Raw genomic sequence first — 23,446 nt, forward strand, 5'->3', positions numbered from 1 at the left:
GGGTGTTGTATTGCGGATTGTAACCACGACCGTATGACCGCTCCCTCCCTGGACACCCTGCTCCGCGATTCCGAATTGGCCCCGCACCTGCGCGCCGCCGCCCTGAAGGTTAAGGACGGTCAACGCATCACCCCCGAGGAAGGGCTGATGCTGTACGAAGAGGCTCCCCTGGGCTACCTCGGCGCCCTGGCCAACCACATCCGTGAGCGCAAGCACGGTGACCGCACCTACTTCAACCGCAACTTCCACGTCGAGCCCACCAACGTCTGTCTGTACACCTGCACCTTCTGCAGCTACAGCCGTCGCATCAAGAAGCGGGAGGATGGCTGGGAATATTCCCTGGAGGACATTCTGGACATCGTGCGGCAGTACGACGAACAGCCGGTAACCGAAGTGCACATCGTCGGGGGCGTGCTGCCGCAGTACGACGTGGCCTTCTACTCCGATCTGTTCCGGCGCATCAAGGCCCACCGTCCCGACCTCCACGTGAAAGCCCTGACGCCGGTGGAGTACCACTACATCTTCAAGAAGGCCAAGATCAGCTACGAGGAGGGGATGCGGCTGATGAAAGAAGCCGGCCTGGACAGCATGCCCGGCGGCGGCGCCGAGATATTTGCCGAGGAGATCCGCGACCAGATCGCCGGCGGGAAGTGCAGCGGAGAGCAGTGGCTGCGCATCCACGAGATCTGGCACGAGTTGGGCATGCGGTCCAACGCCACCATGCTGTATGGCCACATCGAGGAGTACCGCCACCGCATCGATCACCTGGAAAAGCTGCGCGCCCTGCAGGACAAGACCGGGGGCTTCCAGACCTACATCCCCCTGAAGTTCCGCAATGCCAACAACGAACTCAGCCACCTGCCCGAAACCAGCGTGGTGGAGGACCTGCGTAACTACGCCATCGGCCGGATCTACCTCGACAACTTCGACCACGTCAAGGCCTACTGGCCCATGATCGGCCGCACCACCGCCCAGCTGAGCCTCGCCTTCGGGGTCGACGACCTCGACGGCACCATCGACGACACCACCCGCATCTACTCCATGGCCGGTGCCGAGGAGAAGAATCCCGCCCTGAGCACCGAAGACCTCGTAAAACTGATCCGGGCCGTAGGCCGCCAACCCATCGAACGAGATACCCTCTACGGCGTGGTGGCCGACTATACCGACGTGGAGTTCGCCGGCGACAAGGAATATCGCGGGTACACGGCCCTGCCGGTGGTGTAGCTACCCTACCCTGGACCAGTCCCCCCCGGTTCCGGCCGGCATCCAAAAAAAGGCATATTGCAAATGACTAATCGCAAACTGATCTACCTCGTTCGTCACGGCGAAACCGACTATAACCTGCGCGGCATCGTGCAGGGCAGCGGCGTGGATTCCAGTCTCAACGAAACCGGGCGGCAGCAAGCCGCCCACTTCCACGAACGCTACCGCGACGAACCCTTCGAACTGGTGATCACCAGCGGCCTGAAGCGCACCTGGGAAACGGTAGCCCCCTTCATCGAGGGCGGACTGTCCTGGGAAAAGCACGAGACCATCAATGAGATGTGCTGGGGCAGCCACGAGGGCAAGCTGGGCACCCCGGAAAGCATCGCCGAGTACCAGGCGATTAAGAACGGCTGGGGCGCAGGACAACTGGACGGCCGCATCGGCGGGGGGGAAAGCGCGCGGGAGCTCGGCGACCGGCTACAGCAATTCATCCACCACCTCGAGGAGCGCTCCGAATCCCGCATTCTGGTCTGCAGCCACGGCCGGGCCATGTGCGCCCTGGTCACCCTCATGATGGGCCGCCCCCTTGAGCGGATGAACGAGCTGCGCCACAACAACCTGGGCCTCTGGGTCGCCGAACGGCAAGGACCCGGCCGCTACGATTTCCTCCGGCAAAACGACCGCGACCACCTGCCCGCCCCCCTCAACGTAGAAAGATGGTAGACCAGACCCACCGCGTGGTGGCCGTAAGCTACCTGAACACCAAACCCCTGCTCTACGGCCTGCTGCGCAACCCGATCAGCGAGCGCCTCCAGCTCGACTTGGCCATCCCGAGCGAATGTGCCCGCCGACTGGTGGACGGTCAGGCGGATATTGCCCTGGTCCCCGTGGCCGTACTTCCGGAGTTGCCCCACTACGAAATCATCAGCGACTACTGCATCGGAGCCAATGGTGCCGTGGCCACCGTAGGCATCTACGGAGATGTGCCCCTGGAGGAGATGACCCACCTCTACCTCGACCACCACAGCCGTACCTCGGTCATGCTGGCCCGGCTGTTGCTGGCCGAGTACTGGCAACACGAGGTCACCTTCCTCGACGCCCGCGACGGTTACATCGACGACATAGGGGGCAGCATCGGCGGACTGGTCATCGGCGACCGCAGCATCGGGCTGGACCGGCGGTTCGCGTACATCTACGACCTCGGTACGGCCTGGAAAGACCACACGGGACTACCCTTCGTCTTCGCGGCCTGGGTAACCACCCGTGAGTTGTCGCCGGAATTCGTGGCCGACTTCAACGCCGCCCTGCGGGAAGGCCTCGCCCACCTGCCCCAGCTGCAGTATCTGCTGCCCTCCCCCAGTCCCGACTTCAACCTGGCCCACTACTTCACCCACCACATCGACTACGACCTGGACGGTGACAAGCGGCAGGCGCTGGACCGCTTTCTCAGCTACGTGAGTGCGGAAATGGCCATTGGCCGGTAAAGGCTGCGTTTATCCGGGGCAGACGCCACGCACGACACTGATTGAGCGTATCGTCTCCGCGGTCCTGCCGATCATCCGGCTCTGCTCGTCCAGGCGGCGGACCACCCGCTCCACTTCGATCTCGCGGGGAAGCTCCTCCGCCAGGGCAACGGCCATCATCTCGGGGCAGTCGACCAGCGGCGCGCGGGATTCCTCGCGCATACGGCGGCCTTCGGCGAGGTATTGCTCCCGCGCCTGCCGGGCCATGGCCTTGCGGTGAGCGATCGTGCGTTCCAGTTGCCCTTCGGGTACCCAGTCAATGGCACCGCGGCGGTCGTCGCCCTCCTCAGAAAGCTTTTTGCGACGATTTTCCAGTTCCCGCAGGGCATCGCGTAATTCCCGTTCCCGCTGCTCGAGTTCCTCCAGGTCGAGGTCGTCGAGTTCGCGCCGGTACGGATGGAACATCGGCATTTCGGGGAAGGAGGGCATCTTGAAGCTGTCCATTTTGAATCCCTTCATCCGGAACATACCCTCGCCGTCTTCCATATCCAAGTGGTAGACGCGCGCCAGCTCCCCACTGATGGAGTCCATATGGGCGCCGAGGGCTTCAAAATCAAAGTTGAAGTTATCGTAATCCAGGTCGCCGATCCGCGCCAGGGCCTTGAAGCCGTGCAGGGAATCCCCGGGACCGTAGTAGTGCAGGGGACCCACGCGGAAGTGGTTCTGGTGATCCTTCATGCCCAGCAGTTCTTCGGCCGTTTCTTCGTGGGCGGGAAATTCTTCCGGCGGCACGGACCGGCCCTCCAGTTCCAGTTCCTTGATCTTCCCGTCCTCGACCCGCAGCCGGGTGGTTTTGCCGTTGGAGATTTTGGTGACCTGGTGGTTGCCGGGCGGCAGGGTGTCGGGGGCGGCGAGCGCGGGTTCCGTGACGGGGAACGGCAGTGTGGATTCTACCGTTACGGTCTCCCCGTCGGGTACGTAGGCCGCGGTAGCCACTAGGGTGAGCAGGGCCAGCAGGGGAAGCAAAAGAAGTCGGCTGTTCATGGTATACTTGATTTCCTGGTGATCGATGAAGCGCCGGACGCGGGCCAGTAGCCCGCCTCCGTTGGTGAGGGAAAGTGCCGCGGTGGCCGCCGGCGGGTGCTCGCTGAAGTAGAGCAGTGCCCTGGCGTAGGGCAGGCGCCCGGGGCCGTGGAGCAGCACGAGGTCGTCGCAGCAGTTTTCCCGTTCTTCCCGGATCCGTTCCCCGATCCAGTGGATGGCGGGGTGGTAGTAATAGATGATCTCCACCAGGCACTGCAGGGGGTGCAGCAGGTGGTCGTAGCGGCGCAGGTGGGCCAGTTCGTGGAGGATGACGGATTCGGCCTCCTCGGTGGTCAGGTCGTTGACCAGGGCCAGGGGGAAGAGGAGTACCGGCTTGAGGTGGCCCACCAGCATGGGACCGCTGATGCGGTCGGAGATACCTAGCCGCAACGCACCACTGTAGCCGAGGCGGTCCGCCAGTTGCCGTACTTTCTCGTAGAGAACGGCATACAGGCCCGTTTCATTCACCGGTTCGGCCGTGGCCGCCAGTTGTCGCAGTTGTCCGTACGACCAGCCCAGCCGCAGGGTGCCGGCCAGCATGCTGACCACCCAGCTGACCACGAGGGCGGACATCCAGAAGTCGGCCGACCAGAAGTAGTCTGGCCGTGCAACCACCTCCGGCACCGAAGCCAGGAAGTAGGCAGCGGACGGACCGGCCACCGGGGCCCCTGCCGGCTCATAGTACTGGAGAAAGGTGAACACCGAGACGACCACCTGCCCGAGCAGCAGGGCGCACCCCAGGCGGTAACGGGAGTGGGCCGTGGAACCCGCCCACCGGGCAAACAGCCAGAGGGACAGGGCCAGCAGCGAAGCCTGCCAGAAGGAGTGGAGAATGGTCATTCCGGCCGCGTAGAGGCCGGCCGTGCCGAGGAGGGGATCAAGCATGGCGGTCCTCTTTTTCGAGTTGCTTAATCAGGTCCTTGATCTCGGCCAGCTCGGCGGAAGTGGGGTTACCCTCCCCCAGGGCCCGTAATACCAACTGGGTGCGTGACCCGCCGAAGGTCGAATCCACGAAACGGCGCAGCAACCCCTGCTGGGTACGCTCCCGCCCGGCGGCGGCGGTATAAACGTGGCTTCGCGCGGAAGTGTCGCGGTGTACCAGGCCCTTGTCGGCCATCACCTGCATCAACTTCAGGGTGGTGGTATACCCAATGGGCTTTTCGGGGGGCTCGGCCGCGGACCGTTGCTTGAGCAGGCGGCGGTTCAGCCGGTCGTTTACCTCACGTACCGTCAGGGGGCCGGCTTCCCAGAGTACCCGTAAAATCGAGAGTTCACCTTCCGTAGGAGCAATCATGTACGAATCGTTTCGTACAAATATATACGAAAGCTTTCGTAATTGCAATAGGCGGGACTGCCGGAAGTGGAATCAGGCTTTCGCCAGGGTGATGCCGAAGGTGCTGCCCATGCCGGGCGTACTGCGTACGTTGATGGTCTGCTGGTGGGCCTCCATGATGTGCTTGACGATGGAGAGGCCAAGGCCGCTACCCCCCTTTTGCCGGCTGCGGCTCTTGTCCACGCGGTAGAAGCGGTCGAAGACGTGGGGCAGGTGCTTTTCCGGAATCCCGATGCCGTTATCGGCTACTTCGCAGAGGATATAGGTTTCCATATCATAGAAACCGAAGCGGGTGGCGCCCCCGCTGTTGCCGTACTTGATGGAGTTGGAAACGAGGTTCACGAGTACCTGGCGGATGCTTTCCCGGTCGGCGCTGACCATGAAGCCGGTATCGGCCCCGGGCTTGAAGCCGAGGGTGATGCCGGCCTGCCGGCTCTTCAGGTCCAGCTCCTCAATCACCTCCTGGGCCAGGTCCTTGATGTTGAAAGGTTCGGGGTCGAACATGAGGTCGCCGCTTTCCAGCCGGCTGATGGCGCTGAGGTCTTCCACGATGGTCTGCAGCCGTTCGACGTTCTTGGCGGCCTTCTTGATGAAGGATTTGGTGATCTTCTTGTCGTCGTACCCGTGGTCCATCAGGGTATGCAGGTAGCCCTGGATGTTGAAGATGGGTGTTTTAAGCTCGTGGCTGATGTCGCCCACGTAGCGGCGGCGGTATTCGGCGAAGCGTTCGTACTGGTCGAGCTGCTCCTGCTGGTTTTCGGCCCATTCGGCCACTTCCTGTTCTACGTCGTCGATGATGGGCTGGTCGGGATCAATGCCCTCCCGCTTCATATCGGTACTTACTTTCTGGCTGTGGATGGTCTTGTAGATAAGCTTGACTTTGCGGTAGATGTAACGGTCGAGGGTGACCAGGACGATGAAGTAGCTGATGGCGAATACGGCGGGTCCCAGCAGCAGGGGCAGCCACCAGCTGAAGGCTACCGTAGGGAGGGCCAGGATGAGCAACAGTGCCCCCTCGGCCGCCAGGGCGATGAAGAGCGCCGTGCGGATGGAAATCTCACGGGGGGTACTGTTTTTGAGCATGGCTAGAACTCGAACTTGTAACCGATGCCCTTGATGGTCTTGATGTAGTGGTCACCCAGCTTTTCGCGCAGTTTGCGGATGTGGACGTCAATGGTGCGGTTGCCCACGATGACGTCGGTGCCCCAGACCTTGTTGAAGATCTCCTCGCGGCTGAATACCTTGCCCGGCTTGGTGGCCAGCAGGGTGAGCAGGTCGAATTCCTTTTTGGCGAGCTCGATGCGCTCGTCGCCTCGGCGCACCAGGATCTGCTCCAGGTCAATCTCCAGGTCGCCGATCGCGATGGAGCTATCTCCCTCCTCTTCCTCCTGGCGGACGTTGCGCCGCAGCAGGGCCTTCACCCGGCTGATGAGCACCCGCGGGCGGATCGGTTTGGTGATGTAGTCGTCGCCCCCGGTATCCAGGGCGGCAATCTGGCTGTAGTCCTCCTCCCGGGCCGTGAGGAAGGTGATGACAGTGTTGTCGAAGGAATTGTCGGAGCGCAGCTGGCGACAGACCTCCACCCCGTCCATAATGGGCATCATGATGTCCAGGACGATGAGGTCGGGACGAAACTCCCGGGCCTTTGCCAGGCCCTCTTCCCCGTTGCTGGCCGTCTCGACCTCAAAGCCCTCCTTGCGGAGGTTGAACTCGAGGATCTCCAAAATATCCGGTTCGTCGTCTACCAGGAGTATCTTCGCCGGGGTACCATTCATCGTGTATACAGTTATATAAGGTGCAAAAGTAGGCCGCGCATGTGGCTTCCACCTAAAGTATACGTTAAGTGCAGGTAAAGCAACCGATCAATCCAGTAACGTGAAACAAGTCTACTTCGTCCGCCACGCCAAAAGCAGCTGGGCCGACCCGAACCTGAAAGATCACGACCGCCCCCTCAACTCCCGGGGAAAGCGCGACGCCCCGGACATGGCCGCCCGCCTGGCCAAATCAGGGCTAAAGGTTGACGGCATCCTCACCTCAAGCGCCAAGCGCACCCGACAGACCGCCAAGGTGTTCGCCGAGGCCTTCGGCCTGGGCAAGGACCGCATCCTGAAGGAGAAGCAGCTTTACCACGCCGGCCCCCGGACGATCGAGAAGTGCGTCCGCCAGCTCCCCGACGACTGGAATACCGTGCTGGTCTTCGGCCACAACCCCGGCTACACCGAGGTGGCCAACCACCTGCGCAACGACGACTACATCGGCAACGTGCCCACCTGCGGCATCGTCGGCAGCGAGCTGAAGGTCAAGAAATGGTCGGACTGGGAGATGGCCCGCGCCCAACGCAGCGCCTACTACTACCCCAAGCAGAAAAAATGAGCATCCGGTTGGCCACGGCAATGGTAGTCCTGCTGCTGGGGTGCGCCCAGGTGGACCCCGGCCCGCCCCCGGTGGACACGGCGCGCCTCGGCGAGACCCTCGGTGACCTCCAGCTCGCCGAAGCCATCATTGCCGAAGTGCCCGTACTGGTGCGCGATTCCATGCAGGCCGTGTACTACGATTCGGTGCTGGCCGACCACGGCTACACCCGGCAGGAATTCGACAGCATCATGTGGATCGTGCGCCAGGAACCGGCCTGGATCGACTCGGTGTATACCCGCGCCGGCGAGATCGTTTCCCGGGAAATGATCGAGCAGTAAGTCGGATTGGCGACCGCGGCCGCGCCGCCAGTCCCTATCTTCGCGCCAATGAGCAACTTCGTCGTTTCCGCCCGTAAATACCGTCCCGTCCGCTTCGACGAAGTGGTCGGCCAGCGGCACGTGTCCCAGACCCTGAAGAACGCCCTGCAGACCGACCACCTGGCCCACGCCTTCCTCTTCTGCGGCCCCCGGGGGGTAGGCAAGACGACCTCGGCCCGCATCCTGGCCAAGGTGCTCAACTGCGAGAACCGCACGGCCGACTACGAGCCCTGCAACAGCTGCCCGAGCTGCGTATCCTTCAACAACAACGCCAGCCTCAACATCACCGAGCTGGACGCGGCCAGCAACAACTCCGTCGACCACATCCGGGCCCTCACCGAGCAGGTACGGTTCCAGCCCCAGCAGGGGGCCTACAAGGTGTTCATCATCGACGAGGTGCATATGCTTTCCCAGCAGGCCTTCAATGCCTTTCTTAAGACGCTGGAGGAGCCGCCGCCTTACGCCATCTTCATCCTGGCGACGACGGAGAAGCACAAGATCATCCCCACCATCCTGTCGCGCTGCCAGATCTTCGACTTCAAGCGGATCCAGCCCAACGACATCATCGAGCACCTGCGCGGGATCTGTGAGCAGGAAGGCATCACCGCCGACGAGGAGGCCCTTCACATCATCGCCCAAAAGGCCGACGGCGCCCTGCGCGACGCCCTGTCGATCTTCGACCGGATCGTCAGTTTCAGTGGCGACGCCATTCGCTACGAGGCCGTCATCGAGAACCTGAACGTCCTTGACTACGACTACTTCTTCCGGGCGGTCGACTGCCTGTTGACCGAAGACCGGGCGGGGATGCTGCTGCTCTTCGATGAGGTGCTGCGCCGCGGCTTCGACGAAGACCTCTTCCTGAACGGGCTGGCCGCCCACCTGCGCGACCTGCTGGTGTGCAAGGACGCCGCCACCCTGCAACTGCTGGAAGTGGGCGACCGCCTCCGCGAACGCTACCACCAGCAGGCCGCCATCGCACCGGCCGACCTCCTCCTGACCGCCCTGGACATCGCCAACGAATGCGACCTTGGCTTCCGCCTGGCCCGCAACAAGCGCCTCCACGTGGAAATGAGCCTGCTGCGCATGGTAACGATTCGCCGGGCCTTCCGGAACGACCCCGTCAGCCTGGCTCCCGCCGTTGGAACCCCGGCACCCGCGGCCGCGCCCACCGCAGAAGTGCCGCCCGCCCCCGTTGCGGAAAAAAAAAGTCCTGACCCGGACCCCGCCCCCGAGGAAATCGGCGAGCAGCCGCCCATAAGCCCCATGGCGCCCCCGCCCTCCGCCCCCGGGCCCGCGGCCTTCGCCAGCATTAACCTCGACAGTCTCATCGCCGAAGCGGAAGAAGAAACCGCCCACGAAGTGCCGGCCGACGAGCTGCCCGAACTCGACGACGAGCACCTGCGCGGCGCCTGGGATGCCTTCCTGGCCGAGCAGCAGGGCACCACCCTGGCCGTATTCCTCAAACAGGCCCTGCCCCTGGTGCGGGGAGAGGAAGAAATAGTGGTGAAGGTGGGCTCCGCCCGCGCCATCGCCTCCCTGCGCGACGACGACAGCCTGATCGCCCACCTGCGCAAGACCTTCCAGCGGCCCAACCTGGTGATGATCCTGGAACAGGACGACAGCCTGAAGCCGGTGCAGACCAAGGCGAAAAAGCGGCTGACCGCCAAGGACAAGTACCTGAAGATGCGCGAAAAGAACCCCGCCCTCGACGAGCTGCGCCGGCGGTTCGACCTCCGCCCCGAGGAATAACCCCCTTATTTCTGACGGGAATACTGCACGAGCAGGTAGACGATGTAGAGGGCCAGGCCCACGCCGCCCACCCACACGAGGATGCTCTTGAGTTGCTCGATGTCCTGACTGAAAAAGGCGAGCAGCACGGTGAGGGGTACGATGCCCGCCAGGGTAGCGAGGATGAAGCGGAAGTAGCCCATCTTGAGCATGCCGGCCACGAAACTGATGGCGTCGTTGCTCAGGAAGGGGGCCAGCCGGAAGAGGACGACCGCCCCGGTACCGTAATCGTTGACGGTCTTTTCCAGCTTGGCCTCGGTGCGGCGCCCCACCAGGTTGGTCAGGGCCGCCCGGCTCAGCGCCTTGCCCACGGCGTAGCCCACCGTAGAGGCGACCGTCACCGCCAGCACCGAAAGCAGACTGCCCCACCAGCTGCCGTACGCCAGGATGGCGATGATCATGAGTAACCAGGAGGGCACCACGATGAGGAACATCTGCAGCGTCATCAGGGTGATTACCACCAGCGGGCCCCAGAAGCCGAAGCCCCGGACGTACTCCGTGATCCGCGGCTTGTCGCCACTGCTCAGTATTGAGTAGGCCTGCTGCACCTCCGCCTGGAAGGAGGGCACCGCGAAGTAGGAAACGATGGCGGCGGCCAGCAGCAGGCCGGAGATTCCGTAGACGTAATACTGTAAGTGGGACGATTTCACTGCGGGCATGGCGCGGGGAATTGGCGGTGGCGGATCCTGGATAAATCCGCTAGTTTTGTCCGAATGCAAACGAAGCCTGACCTGTTCGGGGACAACCCCGCTCTCCGCGTAAAGATTGCCGCCGCCGACATTGACGGCATTTTGCGGGCGAAGTACATCTCCCGCGAGAAGTTTGACTCGGCCCGGGAAAAGGGCTTCGGCTTTTGCAACGTGATCTTTGGCTGGGACAGCCAGGACGTGGTGTACGGAAACGCGGCGGCCGACCCCGGATTCGCGGACGCGCGCGCCACCATCGCCGAGGAGAGCGGCCGCCAACTGCCCTGGGAGGGGAACGTCCCCTTCTTCCTGGCCGATTTCCGTACCGACCCCGGCGTGGCCGGCGTGGCCTGTCCGCGTTCCCTCCTGCGGCGGGTGGTCGCCCGCGCCGAAAACATGGGCTTCACCCCCCGGTTCGGCCCCGAATACGAGTGGTTCACCTACCGGGAGACGCCCCAATCCCTGGCCGAGAAGGACTTCCGCTCCTCCACCCCCCTCTCCCCCGGCATGTTCGGCTATTCGGGGCTGCGGACGGCCCAACGATCGGACTTGATGCAGGAGCTGTTCGAACGCCTTGCCGCCGCCGACATCCACCTGGAGGGCCTGCACACCGAAACCGGGCCCGGCGTACTGGAGGCGGCCATCGCCCACCGCGAGGCCCTGGAGGCGGCCGACCGCGCCATCCTGTTCAAGCAGGCCGTCAAGGAAATCAGCTACGCCCACGGTCTCGTATCCAGCTTCATGGCCAAACCTTCCGGGGATTTACCGGGCTGCGGCGGCCACCTCCACCAGTCGCTCTGGCGCGAAGGCAGCAACGCCTTCGCTGATCCGGAGGGTCGCTACGGCATGAGCCAGACCTTTGAGGCCTACCTGGCCGGGCAACTCCGGTTGCTGCCGGTGCTCATGCCCCTGTTTGCGCCAAACGTCAACAGCTACAAGCGCTACGTGGCGGGCTCCTGGGCGGCTACCCGCGCCAACTGGGGGGTGGACAACCGCACGGTGGCCCTGCGGGTGGTACCAGACGGTGGCGACGCTACCCGCCTCGAAACCCGGGTTCCGGGGGCCGACGCCAACCCCTACCTGGCCATCGCCGCCGCCCTGGCCGCCGGACTGTACGGTATCAAGCATGGATTGAAGCTGGAACAGGAGCCGGTGCGGGGAAGTGCCTACGAGCAGTCCGTAGGGGAACTACTTCCCCGTCACCTGGGCGCGGCCGCGGGTGCCCTGGAACGCAGCGAGGAAGCCGCGGAACTACTGGGCACCGAATTCCGGGATCACTTCGTGACGACCCGGCAGTGGGAATGGGAACAGTACCTGGGGGCGGTTACCGACTGGGAGCGGCGGCGCTATTTTGAACTCGCCTAACCCCGTCCTTCGGACGACTGATCATCCGGCTGTCGGTTCTTGTAGCGGGGACCGGTCAGTGGTTTCTTCTTGGTCCTGGGGCCTTCGTAGCGCAGGGTGGTGAAGGTGGAATTGCTCCGGTGGCCACGCGTACGGGGCAGGGGCCGGCGGGCGGGAGTGGCTTCCTGCTTGGTGCGGTTGATGACGCGCACCCGTCCGGCGGCCAGGGGGTTCTTGCGGTGGGGGCCGTGGTTGAGGCGGGCCTTGACGCGGCGCAGCTTATCATAATCGTCGTACTCGACGGCGGCGGGGGCCGGCTCCGCCGGTGGCGACTGCTGGGCACGCACCAGGCTGGGCAGGGCCGCTACGGCCAGGAAGAGTACCAGGAGGGGTAAGGGATTTTCTCGCACGATCCGGGACTTTTTCATTTAACCACCAGCTCCAGGCCGGGGTTGACACTCCGCAAAGGTAGGTATTCCGGAAGTACCCTACCTTGGCTCGCATGTCGCGTATTTCTTCCATGGCCAACTACGAAAACATCCTGCGCTATGCGTGGCGGGCCTATGACCACACCCGTTCGATCCGGTCCATCGAGGACATCAGTGCGCAGGTTTCGACGAACCACGTTTTCAAGCTGTTGATGGCCGACGGCAACGTGCTCATCGCCAAGGTGACTTACTTCGGTTCCTTCGAGGGCTTCGCCGAGGACCACACCATCATCAACGTGCTGGCCAACAACCTGCCGGTGCGTTACGCCAACTTCCTCAGCCGCGGGCTCATGAAGGGCACCCAGCTGTTCTTCCACCGCCACATTGACGAGGAACAGGACGCCTGGATCATCTTCTACCGCCCCATCCAGATCCAGGAGAACCCGCCGCGGCGGCTCACGGAGGACCAGGTGAAGCAACTCGGCCGGGAGATGGCCTACTTCCACCGCGACTGCACCCTGGTGGCCAACACCCTGCCCCGCAGCGACCGCGACATGACCACCGACGTCAACGCCCTGCTGAACTCGGCCAAGCAGGACTACCCGGAGCACTACGAGCTGATCGCCCACCACTGCCGCCTCTTTCTGGAGAACACCTTCCGGATCAACGTCTACGGCTTTCAGAAAATTCCGGTCTTCGTCGACTGGAACATCGGTAACTTCAGCGTCGACCAGAACGGGCGGTTGGCCAGCCGGTGGGACTACGACTGGTTCCGGGTATCCACCCGGGTCACCGACTTCTACTTCCTCAGCCGGGTGGTCAGCGAGGTGGGCGACCGCACCGTCTTCACCTACGAGGCCGACCGGCTGACCGAGGACCGCTTCCTGATGTTCCTCCAGGCCTACCACGAGATTTTCCCCCTCACCCGGCCCGAGGTGCTCTTCATCAAGGAGGCCTACCGCTTTTTCCTCCTCAACTACGTCCTGCGGCTGGGACAGTACTTTTTCCGTCCGTCCTTCGCCAAGAAGCTATCGCAGGACGCCCTGGAAATCCACCTGCCCACCCTCGAAGAAAAATTATCGACCGACAAAATCCTCCGGGCCCTGAACCTATGAGATCCAAGTATACCATCAGCCAGTTTGCCGACATCGCTGAAGCCTACCCCGTCATCTTCTTTGACAGCTACGGGGTATTGCGCAACCACCGCGGCCTGATCCCCGGCGCGGTCGAGACCATGGACCGTCTGCGCAAGTCCGGCAAACACATCCGGGTACTGACCAACAACGCCGCCCGCAGTCCGGCCATGGCCGCCGAGCGCCTGGCCTACTACGGCATGAAGGATATTCCGGCTTCGGAGATCATCACCAGCGGGGCCACCACCCGCCACTTCCTCGAGCAGAAGGTGAAGCACGGCAAGGTGGCCTACCTCGGCACCGCCACTTCGGCGGAGTACATCATCGGGGCCGGCCTGGAGGCCATCCCGATTTCGGAGGTCGACTTCGAGCGGCTGGATGAGATCGGCGCCGTGGCTTTCCTCGACGACGAGGGCTACGACATGAACGTCGACATCAACCTGCTGATCAACATCCTGCGGCGCTGCCAGGTACCCGTAGTCGTAGCCAATACCGACCTCCTCTACCCCACCACGGCCAACGACGTGGCGCTGGCCACCGGCAGCGTGGCCCGGCTGGCGGAGTACGTGCTTGGCCGGAAGTTTGTCAAATTCGGCAAGCCGGCCACCCAGATGTTCCAGATGGGGCTCGACAGCGTCGCCCTGGATATGCCGGAGGTATGTCCCGGCGACATCCTCATGGTCGGCGACACCCTGCACACCGACATCCTCGGCGGCAACACCTACGGCATGGCCACCGCCCTGGTCCTGAGCGGAAACACCCGGCCGGAAAGCGCCGAACTTGAAATTGAAGCCTCCGGGATCATTCCCGATTACGTTTGCCCCTCCATCGGGCAGTAACCTCAACAGATCATGCAACAGCACCAACTAACCGAAGAAGACCGCGACTTCATCCGCATTATCCGCAGCCAGCTCGGTGAGGAATGGTCCGTTGCCCGCGAGCGCATCCTGGCCCGCCTGCCCGACCACCTCGACCCCGACCTGCTCGGCAAGTACGTCGACGAGCGGGCCGAGCCCGGCATCCACATCAACAAATGGGGGGTGGAGCCGCGCTTCTACCCCCACCGGGCCTCCAAGCGGCTGCTGGAGTTCTACCAGATCCGGACGCCGCGGGACTAGGCTGGGGGGGGGGTAGACATCGGATGTTGTCCTCATGTCAACTTGTCAGACATCGGATGTGGTTCAGCAATTACAATCGGTTCAATCCGGTGGTTTTAATATTTGACTTCCCGGAAGACTAGCAAAACAACACGTGTCACTTTGTCAGACATCCAATGTCTGACAAAGTGACACCATGGCAACATCCAATGTCTGCCACCGACTCAGCCGCCCAGCATCATCTCCAGGATTTCCTCCGCCGCGGCGGCGATGTTAGTGCCTGGACCGAAGACGCCCACTACCCCGTGGTCATACAGGAATTCGTAATCTGCGGGGGGGATCACTCCGCCCACTACTACGCGGATGTCGGCCGCATCCTGCTCCTTCAGGGCGGCGATGACTTCGGGGACCAGCGTTTTGTGACCGGCGGCCAGTGAGCTGATTCCGAGCAGGTGAACGTCGTTCTCCACTGCCTGCCGGGCGGCTTCGGCGGGGGTCTGGAAAAGGGGGCCTACGTCAACGTCGAAGCCGAGGTCGGCAAAGCCGGAGGCGATCACCTTCGCTCCCCGGTCGTGGCCGTCTTGCCCAAGTTTGGCGATGAGGATACGGGGCCGGCGACCGTGGGCTTCGTGGAAACGGTCAGACAACCGCCGCACCCGCTGGAGGCGTTCGCCGGCAGAGTGGCCGGCGTACACCCCGCTGATGAGCTGATTGGTGGCGCGGTAGCGCCCGAATACCTCCTCCAGAGCCTGGCTGATTTCTCCGAGCGTGGCACCCGCGCGCGCCGCCGCCACGGCCGCTTCCAGCAGGTTTTCCTCTCCCCGGGCCGCCTGGGTGAGCTGGGCGAGGGCCTGGGTGACGGCGGATGTTTCCCGGGTAGCCTTGAGGCGCTCGAGCTGGGTGAGTTGTTCCTGGCGTACCCGGTCGTTGTCCACTTCCATGAGGTCGAAATCGGCCCCCTGGTTGTTGCGGAAGACATTGACGCCGACGATCTGCTCCCGGCCGGAGTCGATGGCCGCCTGCTTCACCGCCGCGGCCTCCTCGATGCGCAGCTTGGGCAGGCCGGACTCGATGGCCTTCACCATCCCGCCGGCTTCCTCGACTTCCTGCATCAGGCGACGTGCTTCCCGAATGAGGCGCTGGGTCTCCCGTTCCAGGTCATAGCTGCCCCCCCAGGGATCGACGGCCTGGGTGATGCCGAGCTCACGCTGCAGGTAAAGCTGGGTGTCGCGGGCGATCTTGGCGCTGTAGTCGGTAGGCAGGGCAATTGCCTCGTCCAGGGCGTTGGTGTGGAGGCTCTGGGTACCCCCGAAAACCGCGGCCAGGGCCTCGATGGCGGTGCGGGCGACGTTGTTGTAGGGATCCTGCTCGGTGAGGCTGTAGCCGCTGGTCTGGCAGTGGGTCCTCAGCATGGAGCTTTTGGGATTCTTTGGGTTGAAGTCGGCCATGAGTTCAGCCCACAGCTGGCGGCCGGCGCGCAATTTGGCGATCTCGGTGAAGTGCTTCATGCCGATGCCCCAGAAGAAGCTGAGGCGGGGGGCAAAATCGTCCACGTCGAGCCCGGCCGCGACCCCGGCCCTTACGTAGGCCAGTCCGTCCGCCAGCGTATAAGCAAGTTCGACCTCCGCGGGGGCGCCAGCCTCGTGCATGTGGTAGCCGCTGATACTGATGCTGTTGAAGCGGGGCATGTGGGCGGCGGTGTACGCAAAGATGTCCGACACGATGCGCATGCTCGGCGCCGGCGGGTAGATGTAGGTGTTCCGAACCATGAACTCCTTCAGAATGTCGTTCTGGATGGTGCCCGCGAGCTGTTCGGGGGCCACGCCCTGCCGCTCCGCCGCCACGATGTAGAAGGCCATGATGGGGAGCACCGCCCCGTTCATGGTCATGCTGACGGACATCTTCTCCAGGGGGATCTGGTCGAAGAGCCGTTCCATGTCTTCCACCGTATCGATGGCTACGCCAGCCTTGCCCACGTCGCCGCGCACCCGCTCGTGGTCGCTGTCGTAACCGCGGTGGGTAGCCAGGTCGAAAGCGACCGAAAGCCCACGCTGACCGGCCGCCAGGTTGCGGCGGTAGAAGGCGTTGGATTCAGCGGCGGTGCTGAAGCCGGCGTACTGCCGGATGGTCCAGGGGCGGCCCACGTACATGCTGGCGTAGGGCCCCCGCAGGTAGGGGGGGTGACCGGCTACGGAAGTGAGGGCCGGCGAAGGGGGCGTGGCGGATTTACGGGCGAGCCCGTGGTCGGGTTGGGAGGGAAATTGAGGTCGTTCCATACGGATAGGGTCGCGGGCAAAATACGTAAATCGACCGGGCGAACACCATACGGGCAAACCGCTTTGTAGGAAGAAACCAGCGTTTAGTGGCCCGAAAGAACTTTTTCCAGCGTACCGTTTCCTTCACCAAGGAGTTGTTTGGCAACTACGGTCAGGACGACGCCTTTACCTTGGGAGCGGCCCTGGCGTACTACACCGTTTTCAGCTTTGCCCCCTTGCTGGTGGTGGCCATTGCCGTCGCCAGCTACTTCATGGGCGAGGCCGCCGTAACGGGCCGGCTCTACGGCGAGCTTGAGGGCCTGCTCGGGCCGGACGCCGCCAGTACGCTGCAGGAGATCGTGGGCAACGCCTACACCACGGGCGACAGCGTCTGGGCCACCGTCATCGGCGTAGCCACCCTGCTGTTCACCGCCTCCACGGTATTCGCTACCCTGAAAATGAGCCTAAACAAGATTTGGGAAATTGAGGCCCGGCCCTCCAACAACGTCGTGGGCTTCCTGCTTACCCGCCTGCTGAGTTTCAGTTTCGTGATCGGACTGGGTTTTCTGCTCATGATTACCCTCATCGTCAATGCCTTGGTCATTGGCTTTATCGACCAGATTGCCACCATGCTTCCCGCCCTGGGACCGGCGGTGCTCGCGTTGGCTACCTGGGTTCTGGGCACCTTGGTCACCGCCGTGATCTTCGCCCTGCTGTTCCGTTACCTGCCCGACGCCAAGGCGCGGTGGAAGGACATCTGGGCCGGTGCCATCTTTACCGCCCTGCTGTTCGGACTGGGGCGCTACCTGATCGGGCTCTACATCGGCAACTCCAATTTCAGCAGTACCTACGGCGCCGCCGGGGCCCTGGTCACCCTGCTGGTCTGGACCTACTACAACAGCCTGATCCTCTTCCTCGGGGCGGAGTTCACCTTCGTCTGGGCCGAACGCCGTGGCTTCCCCATCCGCCCCAACAAGCACGCGGTGCGGGTGATCAAGGAAGTCCGCAAGGTAGACGGCATCAAGGTGTAGCGGCGGCGATCCACTCCCGCGCAATGCCAAATACCTCCTCCGAGCTTACCCCCCATTCCCGGACGCTCCGAGCCCCCCGGCTTTTCGAAATTTTCTCTCCCCCTTCCGTCAATAGCGGATGATGGACGAAGCGGATGCGTTCCCGCAGCGGCGCGTAACCCAGCAGATCGGACACCAGCGCCTGGGCTTCCGTACTTGGCAGCAGGTCCGCCCCCCGGGCGCAGGCCCTGATTCCGTAGTATTGATCGTCCACCGTACAGGCCAGCTGGTAACTGGGTCGTCCGTCTTTCTTCCGCACGGCAAACCACGGCATGGTGTCGTGGAGGGCGGTTCCGCGGGTATCCATCCGCCAGGCGATGCCTCCCGATATCATGTCCACCTCCCGCTTCAGGCATCCGTGTACGTGGGTGCCGTCGGCCAGTTCCCGCCTGGAACAGGGGCAGGCAAAGATCCTTTCCGACGCGGAAAGCCGGTCTAGCGCCTCCCGGTAGAGGGGCATGCGGTACTCCTGCGACCAGTGGGCCTGAAAGTCGGTGGCATCGCGCGGGCCATCCGTCCATTCGATCTCCAACCAGTGGAGCACATCGAAGACGTCCTGCAGGTACTCAGGTCGGAAGCGGGCCCGGTCGAGGTCGTCGATCCGCAGCAGCAGCCGGCCACCAGCGGCCAGCAGGGCATTCGCCGCGAAGTTGGCCGCGTTGCCGAGGTGGAGGTAACCGGAGGGGGTGGGAGCAATTCTTACCATTTCATCGGGAAGGTAGGGCGGACAATAGTACGGAACCTGCCGTCGGGTTGAGGTCGCGACCCTCTGGGTCGAGTGCACATTACACGCTGATCACTCGGCCTGCAAGGCCTCGACCTGAAGAGAGCGGAGCACTCAAGGTCGAGACCCTCTGGGTCGAGTGTACATTACACGCTGAGCGCTCGGCCTGCAAGGCCTCGACCTGAAGAGAGCGGAGCACTCAAGGCCGAGACCCTCTAGTCGAGTGTACATCACACGCCGAGCACTCGGCCTGCAAGACCTCGACCTGAGGAGAGCGGAGCACTTAAGGCCGAGACCCTCTGGGTCGAGTGCACATCACACGCCGAGCACTCGGCCTGCAAGGCCTCGACCTGAGGAGAGCGGAGCACTCAAGGCCGAGACCCTTTGGGTCGAGTGTACATCACACGCTGAGCGCTCGGCCTGCAAGGCCTCGACCTGGGATAGATACGCGGAGCTATACCTTTGGCGTTACTCCCGTTGAAGTCACTTTGAGATACTACGACCATGATATTCAGAAACCTCCTTACCCTGCTGTTCCTGCTTTCCCTCGGCACCGGCGTCCGCGCCCAGCAACCCTACGGCACCGCCAAGAGCGCCGAAAAGCTGCAGGGGCTCAGCGACCTGGCGGTGATCGACCAGATGATGTATTACATCCCCGGCATCGGCAGCTCGGCCCGCGAAGACCTGCTCCGCCAGAACATCAAACCCTACATGATGCCCATCCGCCAGGTGCCGCAGATCGGCATGGAATGGGCCTACGCCCTGGCCGACGCCCTGGAGTACTACGTGAACCTGAACAGTAACTTCAAGGATAACCTCAGTCCCGACTACATCGCCATGAGCCTGGCCAACGCCGGCGCCCGTCCGAACCTGGTAGACGGACTGGGACTGCTCATGAACTCCGGCACCGTTTCGGCCGCCATCGTTCCCTACAACAGCAATACCATCCCGAACTCGGTCTACTCCGTGGCCCGCTTCGGCATCAACAACTTCGGCTACCTCTTCCGGCCGGAGACCAAGGCCCGCAACCGCATCTTCGAGACCCGCAAGGCCCTCAGCCGCGGCAACCCGGTCATCGTGGAGCTGGCCACCGACGCCGCCTTCAGCAACCTGAAGGGGAGCGGTTACGAACCCACCGGGCCGATCACCGAAACCCACTTCCTCACCGTCATCGGCTACGACGGCGAGCGGGAAACCTTCGAGCTGCGCAGCTCCCTGGGCCGCAACTGGGGCAACGGCGGCTACGTAACGATGACCTACGACGACTTTGGCGACCTGGCGCAGACGGGCTACGTCCTCATTCCGAAAGAGTGAGTTTTTGATTCTCAGGGGTTGGGTACCTTCGTGGAATGCGCCTGTCCCCCGTGATTCTTGGCCTGCTGCTGGCCCTGCTGTTTTCATCCTCCCTGACCGCCCAGACCACCCTGCGCGTTACCGACGAAGCGGGTGAACCACTGGTGGGCGCGAGCGTGGTGCGTTTGCCGGACTCCTATGTGGGCCTGACCGACCGCCAGGGGGAAGTATTGGTTAGCATGGGTGCCGGAGATACCCTCGAAGTCAGCTTCCTGGGCTACCAAACCACTCTTTTGGCGGGCACGCGGGTGCAAGGGCCCACCGCAACAGTCCAACTGCCGGCGCACCCCCAGGGCATCTCGCTAAATATCGCTACCGTGGTAGGCCGCCGCGACGAAACGGCCGCCGACCTGCCCTACCAGATCCAGACCATCAGCGACGAGGAACGCCGTCGCGTGCAGAGCCTGACGACCGCCGACGCCCTCTCCTCCCTGAGTGGGGTGTACGTCCAGAAATCCCAGCTGGGGGCCGGCAGCCCCGTGCTGCGCGGCTTCGAGGCGAACCGGGTGCTGCTGGTCGTCGACGGGGTACGGATGAACAACGCCATCTACCGCAACGGCCACCTGCAAAATGCCATCACCGTGGACCCCAACGCCCTGGAGCGCATCGAGGTGATCTACGGGGCCGGGGCCCTGGCCTACGGCAGCGACGCCCTGGGGGGGGTGGTCCACTTCCGGACCCGCCAGCCGCGCTTCCGGGACGGTGGTGGTACTTCGGGCTATACCACGGCGAACCTGAGCAGCGCGGCCTACGCCGCCAACCTGGCGGGCAGCGTGGAATACGGCGGCCAGCACTGGGCGGGGGTGACCAACATTTCCTTCACCCGCTTTGGCGACCTGCGCGCCGGCGGCAACCGCCCGGCCAATTACGGCGACTTCGGCCTGCGCAACGAATACGTCGTGGGCGATGAGGTAGTCACCAACGACAACCCCAACCGGCAGGTGGGCAGCGGCTACGCACAGTACAACGTCCTGCAGAAGTTCCGCTTCCGCCTGCGGGATCAGCTGGAGCTCTCCACCAACCTGCAGTTCTCCACCACGGGCGACGTACCCCGTTACGACGCCCTCGCCGAGCGCCGCAACGGACAGCTGCGGTGGGCCCGGTGGGACTACGGCCCCCAGACCCGCGCCCTGGGCAGCCTGCGCCTCGACAACCGGCGGGCTACCGGCCTCTACGACGTGGCCACCTACCTGGTCGCCCACCAATACGTAGAGGAGGACCGCATCCAGCGGCGCCTGGGCAGTCCCGTGACCATCCAGAACCTGGAAGACGTGGGCGCCACTACCCTGCAGGTAGATTTCGCCAAAGGCCTGAGCGGTCGCACCGACCTGCGCTACGGCCTGGACGCCCGTTACGACCGCGTCACCTCCACCGCCACCCCGGCCGAAGAGGCGACCCGCTACCCCAGCGGGGGCAGTAGCCTGCTCGGGGGCGGCGCTTACGTCGACCTCAGCCACGACCTGGATTCCTTCTGGCAACTCCGCGGGGGCATCCGCTACGGCTACCAGCAACTCCGCGCCACCTTCGGGGCCCAGGACCCGATCGCCTGGCCCGCCGACTATCTGGACGGTATCGTAAACCCCTCCGACGCCCTGACCGGCGCCCTCGGCCTGCAGTACCGCCGGGCCGGAAACCAGCTGCGCCTGCTGTTTGCCCAGGGATTTCGGGCGCCGAACGTGGATGATTTCGCCAAGTTCCGCGAGCAGAGCGGACGGGTACAGGTACCGAACCCGGACCTGGGTCCCGAGCGGTCGAATACCCTGGAAGCCGGCTACGCCCTTACGGAAGGGCCGCTGCGCCTTGAATTCACGGCCTACGCTACCCTGCTGAGCGACGCCGTCATCCGCAGTACCGCCACCCTGCCAGACGGGCTCCCGTACTTCGTGAGCCGCGGCGATACCCTCTTCGTCGACACCAACGTGAACGCCGAGAAAGCCTGGATCTACGGCTTCGATGCGGCCTTTGCGTGGCGGCTCGCCCGGCGGTGGGAACTGCACTCGGACGTCCACTGGCTGCGCGGCCGTCGCCGGCAACTGGCGCCCGACGGGGCGTACCTGACGTTACCCCAGGACCATATCCCCCCGGCCTACGGACGGACCGGGCTGCGGTACCTCTCCGGCCGCTGGGACGCTGAGCTAAGGGTGAACTTCCAGGTCCGCAAGCAGCTCGACGACTACGCCGTTAACGGCATCGAAGGATCGGCCCAGGACGGCTACACTTTCGAACTGGTTGGCAGTGCCGACAACCCCGAGCTCACCCCCTTCGGGGAAGGCACCCCCGGCTGGTGGACCCTGAACGGCTACGCCAACTACCGGGCCAGCGAACGGCTGGCCCTGCAGTTGAAGGTGGAGAACGCCCTCGACCGCTTTTACCAGCCCTTTGCCAGTGGCATTGCGGCCCCGGGAATCGACGTCGGTGTGGGCGCTACCTGGCGGTGGTAGGGATTAGCGTTTCCCTCAGTCCTCCCGGTCCGGGCCGTACACGGTCTGCCCACCGATAAACACCTCCTCGACTAGGCGCAGCGCGGAAATGTCTTCCAGGGGATTACCGGTCACGATAAGGAGATCAGCCAGTAACCCGGGGGTTAACCGGCCCACGAGGTTACCCAGGCCAAGGACGTCGGCGTTGCCAGAGGTCGCCGCTCGCAGCACCTCCAGCGTGGGCATACCGTAGTCGACCATCATTTCCAGTTCCCGCACGTTGTCGCCGTGGGGAAAGACCCCTACGTCGCCCCCCGCGACAATAGTTACCCCGGCGGCCAGGGCGTGAGAGAAGGATGCCCGCTTGGCCCGGATGCGTGCCGGCTCGGGATCGACGCCCTTGCGCCAGCCCCGGTACTGACTGATGGCGTCACCGGCGGCCAGGGTCGGACAGAGGGCTACTCCACGTTCGGCCATAAGGACGAACACCTCAGGCGTACCCCCGTCGCCATGCTCGATGGTGGCCACGCCGGCCAGGGTGGCACGGCGCATCCCCTCGGGGGTAGCGGCGTGGGCGACGACCGGGCGGCCGCTGCTGTTGGCGATTTCAACGATGAGGTTCAGCTCGTCCTGGGTGAAGGTGGGCCGGGCCTCCCCGTCGGGTCCCCAGCGGTAGTCGGCGTAGACCTTGATCAGATCAGCCCCGTGGCCGATCTGGTCGCGCACTACCCGGGTGAGGCCGTCCACTCCGTCGGCTTCCTCGGCGCCGAGGGGTACGGCAACCTGCTCGGTGTACCCCTTAGGTCCGTAGCTGCCGGTGGCTACGATGGCTTTGCCGGCTACGAGGAGGCGCGGCCCGCGGATGACTCCCTTCTCAATCGCCTGTTTGAGGCCCACGTCCGTATACCCTGCCCCCTCCGACCCAAGGTCGCGGACGGTGGTGAATCCCGCCTGCAGGGTACGCACCGCGTGGTTGGCGCCACGGATGGCCCGCTCGGCGTAGGATTCCCGGAGCACCTGTTCGTCCCAGGGGGTTTCGTCGTAGGGGTGCAGCAGGAGGTGGGCGTGGCCTTCGATGAGTCCCGGCAGCAGTGTCGCTGCGGGGTATTCACGGACGGTGCAACCTTGCGGCACCTGGATGCGGTCGACGTGGCCCACCGCCGCGATGGTGTCGGCCCGGACGACCACGGCGTGGTGCTCCACCAGCTCCGTACCGTCGAATACGTAGCGCGGAAGGATAAGCGTACAACCTGGCTCCTGGGCCACCAGGGGAACCGGTCCGGTCAACAACAGGCAAAGGGAGAAGAGGCGTAGCATCATTCGACGAAGAT

General features: G+C 63.8%; 22 protein-coding genes. 13 read left to right on the forward strand and 9 right to left on the reverse strand.

Annotated features, from left to right (window positions below; translation table 11 throughout):
* Nucleotides 1–33 precede the first annotated feature (33 nt).
* The 3 genes from mqnE to CGL56_RS05105 all read left to right on the forward strand — a co-directional run bounded on the left by mqnE (nt 34) and on the right by CGL56_RS05105 (nt 2,690).
* Nucleotides 34–1,224, forward strand: coding sequence for an aminofutalosine synthase MqnE (gene mqnE / locus CGL56_RS05095; protein WP_099105390.1), 1,191 nt, complete (start codon nt 34–36; stop codon nt 1,222–1,224).
* A 63-nt stretch (nt 1,225–1,287) separates the two neighbouring features.
* Nucleotides 1,288–1,929, forward strand: a complete 642-nt coding sequence (locus tag CGL56_RS05100; RefSeq protein WP_099105391.1) for a histidine phosphatase family protein — start codon at nt 1,288–1,290, stop codon at nt 1,927–1,929.
* The gene (locus CGL56_RS05105; RefSeq protein ID WP_099105392.1) at nt 1,923–2,690 is read left to right on the forward strand and encodes a menaquinone biosynthetic enzyme MqnA/MqnD family protein; all 768 of its coding nucleotides are present in this window, start codon (nt 1,923–1,925) and stop codon (nt 2,688–2,690) included. The genes CGL56_RS05100 and CGL56_RS05105 overlap by 7 nt, the downstream gene beginning before the upstream one ends.
* A 9-nt stretch (nt 2,691–2,699) precedes the next feature.
* On the opposite strand, the gene CGL56_RS05110 is transcribed toward CGL56_RS05105, so the two are convergent.
* The 4 genes from CGL56_RS05110 to CGL56_RS05125 form a co-directional block, all read right to left on the reverse strand.
* The gene (locus CGL56_RS05110) at nt 2,700–4,637 is read right to left on the reverse strand and encodes a M56 family metallopeptidase (protein ID WP_099105393.1); all 1,938 of its coding nucleotides are present in this window, start codon (nt 4,635–4,637) and stop codon (nt 2,700–2,702) included.
* On the reverse strand, nt 4,630–5,046 hold the full coding sequence (locus tag CGL56_RS05115; protein ID WP_167641469.1) for a BlaI/MecI/CopY family transcriptional regulator: 417 nt from the start codon (nt 5,044–5,046) through the stop codon (nt 4,630–4,632). The genes CGL56_RS05110 and CGL56_RS05115 overlap by 8 nt, the downstream gene beginning before the upstream one ends.
* A 72-nt stretch (nt 5,047–5,118) precedes the next feature.
* Nucleotides 5,119–6,168 (reverse strand): sensor histidine kinase, encoded by a 1,050-nt coding sequence (locus CGL56_RS05120; protein WP_099105394.1) that lies wholly within the window; start codon nt 6,166–6,168, stop codon nt 5,119–5,121.
* Nucleotides 6,169–6,170: 2 nt separating this feature from the next.
* Entirely contained in the window at nt 6,171–6,860 is a 690-nt protein-coding gene (locus CGL56_RS05125; RefSeq protein WP_099105395.1) for a response regulator transcription factor, read from the reverse strand.
* A 100-nt stretch (nt 6,861–6,960) separates the two neighbouring features.
* Here CGL56_RS05125 and CGL56_RS05130 point away from each other — a divergent pair, with 100 nt between their 5' ends.
* The 3 genes from CGL56_RS05130 to dnaX are packed head-to-tail and all read left to right on the forward strand — an operon-like array spanning nt 6,961 to nt 9,566.
* Nucleotides 6,961–7,458, forward strand: a complete 498-nt coding sequence (locus CGL56_RS05130) for a SixA phosphatase family protein (protein WP_099105396.1) — start codon at nt 6,961–6,963, stop codon at nt 7,456–7,458.
* The gene (locus CGL56_RS05135; protein ID WP_143470619.1) at nt 7,455–7,778 is read left to right on the forward strand and encodes a hypothetical protein; all 324 of its coding nucleotides are present in this window, start codon (nt 7,455–7,457) and stop codon (nt 7,776–7,778) included. The genes CGL56_RS05130 and CGL56_RS05135 overlap by 4 nt, the downstream gene beginning before the upstream one ends.
* 48 nt (nt 7,779–7,826) lie before the next feature.
* Complete coding sequence (dnaX, locus tag CGL56_RS05140; RefSeq protein WP_099105398.1) at nt 7,827–9,566, forward strand: DNA polymerase III subunit gamma/tau; 1,740 nt, start codon at nt 7,827–7,829, stop codon at nt 9,564–9,566.
* A 5-nt stretch (nt 9,567–9,571) separates the two neighbouring features.
* On the opposite strand, the gene CGL56_RS05145 is transcribed toward dnaX, so the two are convergent.
* Nucleotides 9,572–10,264: a TVP38/TMEM64 family protein gene (locus tag CGL56_RS05145; RefSeq protein WP_099105399.1), complete on the reverse strand. Its 693-nt coding sequence runs from the start codon at nt 10,262–10,264 to the stop codon at nt 9,572–9,574.
* A gap of 54 nt (nt 10,265–10,318) precedes the next feature.
* On the opposite strand from CGL56_RS05145, the gene CGL56_RS05150 reads away from it, so the two are divergent.
* A complete protein-coding gene (locus CGL56_RS05150) occupies nt 10,319–11,656 on the forward strand; it encodes a glutamine synthetase family protein (RefSeq protein WP_099105400.1) in 1,338 nt (445 codons plus the stop codon).
* On the opposite strand, the gene CGL56_RS05155 is transcribed toward CGL56_RS05150, so the two are convergent.
* Entirely contained in the window at nt 11,653–12,045 is a 393-nt protein-coding gene (locus tag CGL56_RS05155) for a hypothetical protein (protein WP_143470620.1), read from the reverse strand. The genes CGL56_RS05150 and CGL56_RS05155 overlap by 4 nt on opposite strands.
* A 92-nt stretch (nt 12,046–12,137) precedes the next feature.
* Between CGL56_RS05155 and CGL56_RS05160 the strand changes: the two genes are divergently transcribed.
* From CGL56_RS05160 to CGL56_RS05170, 3 genes are read left to right on the forward strand one after another with little or no spacing between them, the layout of a single operon-like run.
* Nucleotides 12,138–13,178: a hypothetical protein gene (locus tag CGL56_RS05160; RefSeq protein ID WP_245183927.1), complete on the forward strand. Its 1,041-nt coding sequence runs from the start codon at nt 12,138–12,140 to the stop codon at nt 13,176–13,178.
* Nucleotides 13,175–14,035, forward strand: a complete 861-nt coding sequence (locus tag CGL56_RS05165) for an HAD-IIA family hydrolase (protein WP_099105403.1) — start codon at nt 13,175–13,177, stop codon at nt 14,033–14,035. The genes CGL56_RS05160 and CGL56_RS05165 overlap by 4 nt, the downstream gene beginning before the upstream one ends.
* Before the next feature lie 12 nt (nt 14,036–14,047).
* Nucleotides 14,048–14,314, forward strand: coding sequence for a hypothetical protein (locus CGL56_RS05170; protein ID WP_099105404.1), 267 nt, complete (start codon nt 14,048–14,050; stop codon nt 14,312–14,314).
* A 203-nt stretch (nt 14,315–14,517) separates the two neighbouring features.
* On the opposite strand, the gene scpA is transcribed toward CGL56_RS05170, so the two are convergent.
* Nucleotides 14,518–16,569 carry a methylmalonyl-CoA mutase gene (gene scpA / locus CGL56_RS05175; RefSeq protein ID WP_099105405.1) on the reverse strand — a complete coding sequence of 684 codons (2,052 nt, stop codon included), beginning with the start codon at nt 16,567–16,569 and terminating at the stop codon, nt 14,518–14,520.
* Between the two features lie 86 nt (nt 16,570–16,655).
* On the opposite strand from scpA, the gene CGL56_RS05180 reads away from it, so the two are divergent.
* Nucleotides 16,656–17,579, forward strand: a complete 924-nt coding sequence (locus CGL56_RS05180; protein ID WP_167641468.1) for a YihY/virulence factor BrkB family protein — start codon at nt 16,656–16,658, stop codon at nt 17,577–17,579.
* Here CGL56_RS05180 and CGL56_RS05185 read toward each other — a convergent pair.
* Nucleotides 17,569–18,324 carry a glutamate--tRNA ligase family protein gene (locus CGL56_RS05185; protein ID WP_099105407.1) on the reverse strand — a complete coding sequence of 252 codons (756 nt, stop codon included), beginning with the start codon at nt 18,322–18,324 and terminating at the stop codon, nt 17,569–17,571. The two genes, CGL56_RS05180 and CGL56_RS05185, sit on opposite strands and share 11 nt — an antisense overlap.
* A gap of 522 nt (nt 18,325–18,846) precedes the next feature.
* Here CGL56_RS05185 and CGL56_RS05190 point away from each other — a divergent pair.
* Entirely contained in the window at nt 18,847–19,656 is an 810-nt protein-coding gene (locus CGL56_RS05190; protein ID WP_099105408.1) for a C1 family peptidase, read from the forward strand.
* 35 nt (nt 19,657–19,691) lie between these two features.
* A complete protein-coding gene (locus CGL56_RS05195; protein ID WP_099105409.1) occupies nt 19,692–22,136 on the forward strand; it encodes a TonB-dependent receptor in 2,445 nt (814 codons plus the stop codon).
* A gap of 15 nt (nt 22,137–22,151) precedes the next feature.
* Here CGL56_RS05195 and CGL56_RS05200 read toward each other — a convergent pair whose 3' ends face one another.
* Entirely contained in the window at nt 22,152–23,432 is a 1,281-nt protein-coding gene (locus tag CGL56_RS05200) for a metal-dependent hydrolase family protein (RefSeq protein ID WP_099105535.1), read from the reverse strand.
* Between the last annotated feature and the right edge of the window lie 14 nt (nt 23,433–23,446).

This window comes from Neolewinella marina, from assembly GCF_002631205.1.
Taxonomy (GTDB): Bacteria; Bacteroidota; Bacteroidia; order Chitinophagales; family Saprospiraceae; genus Neolewinella; species Neolewinella marina.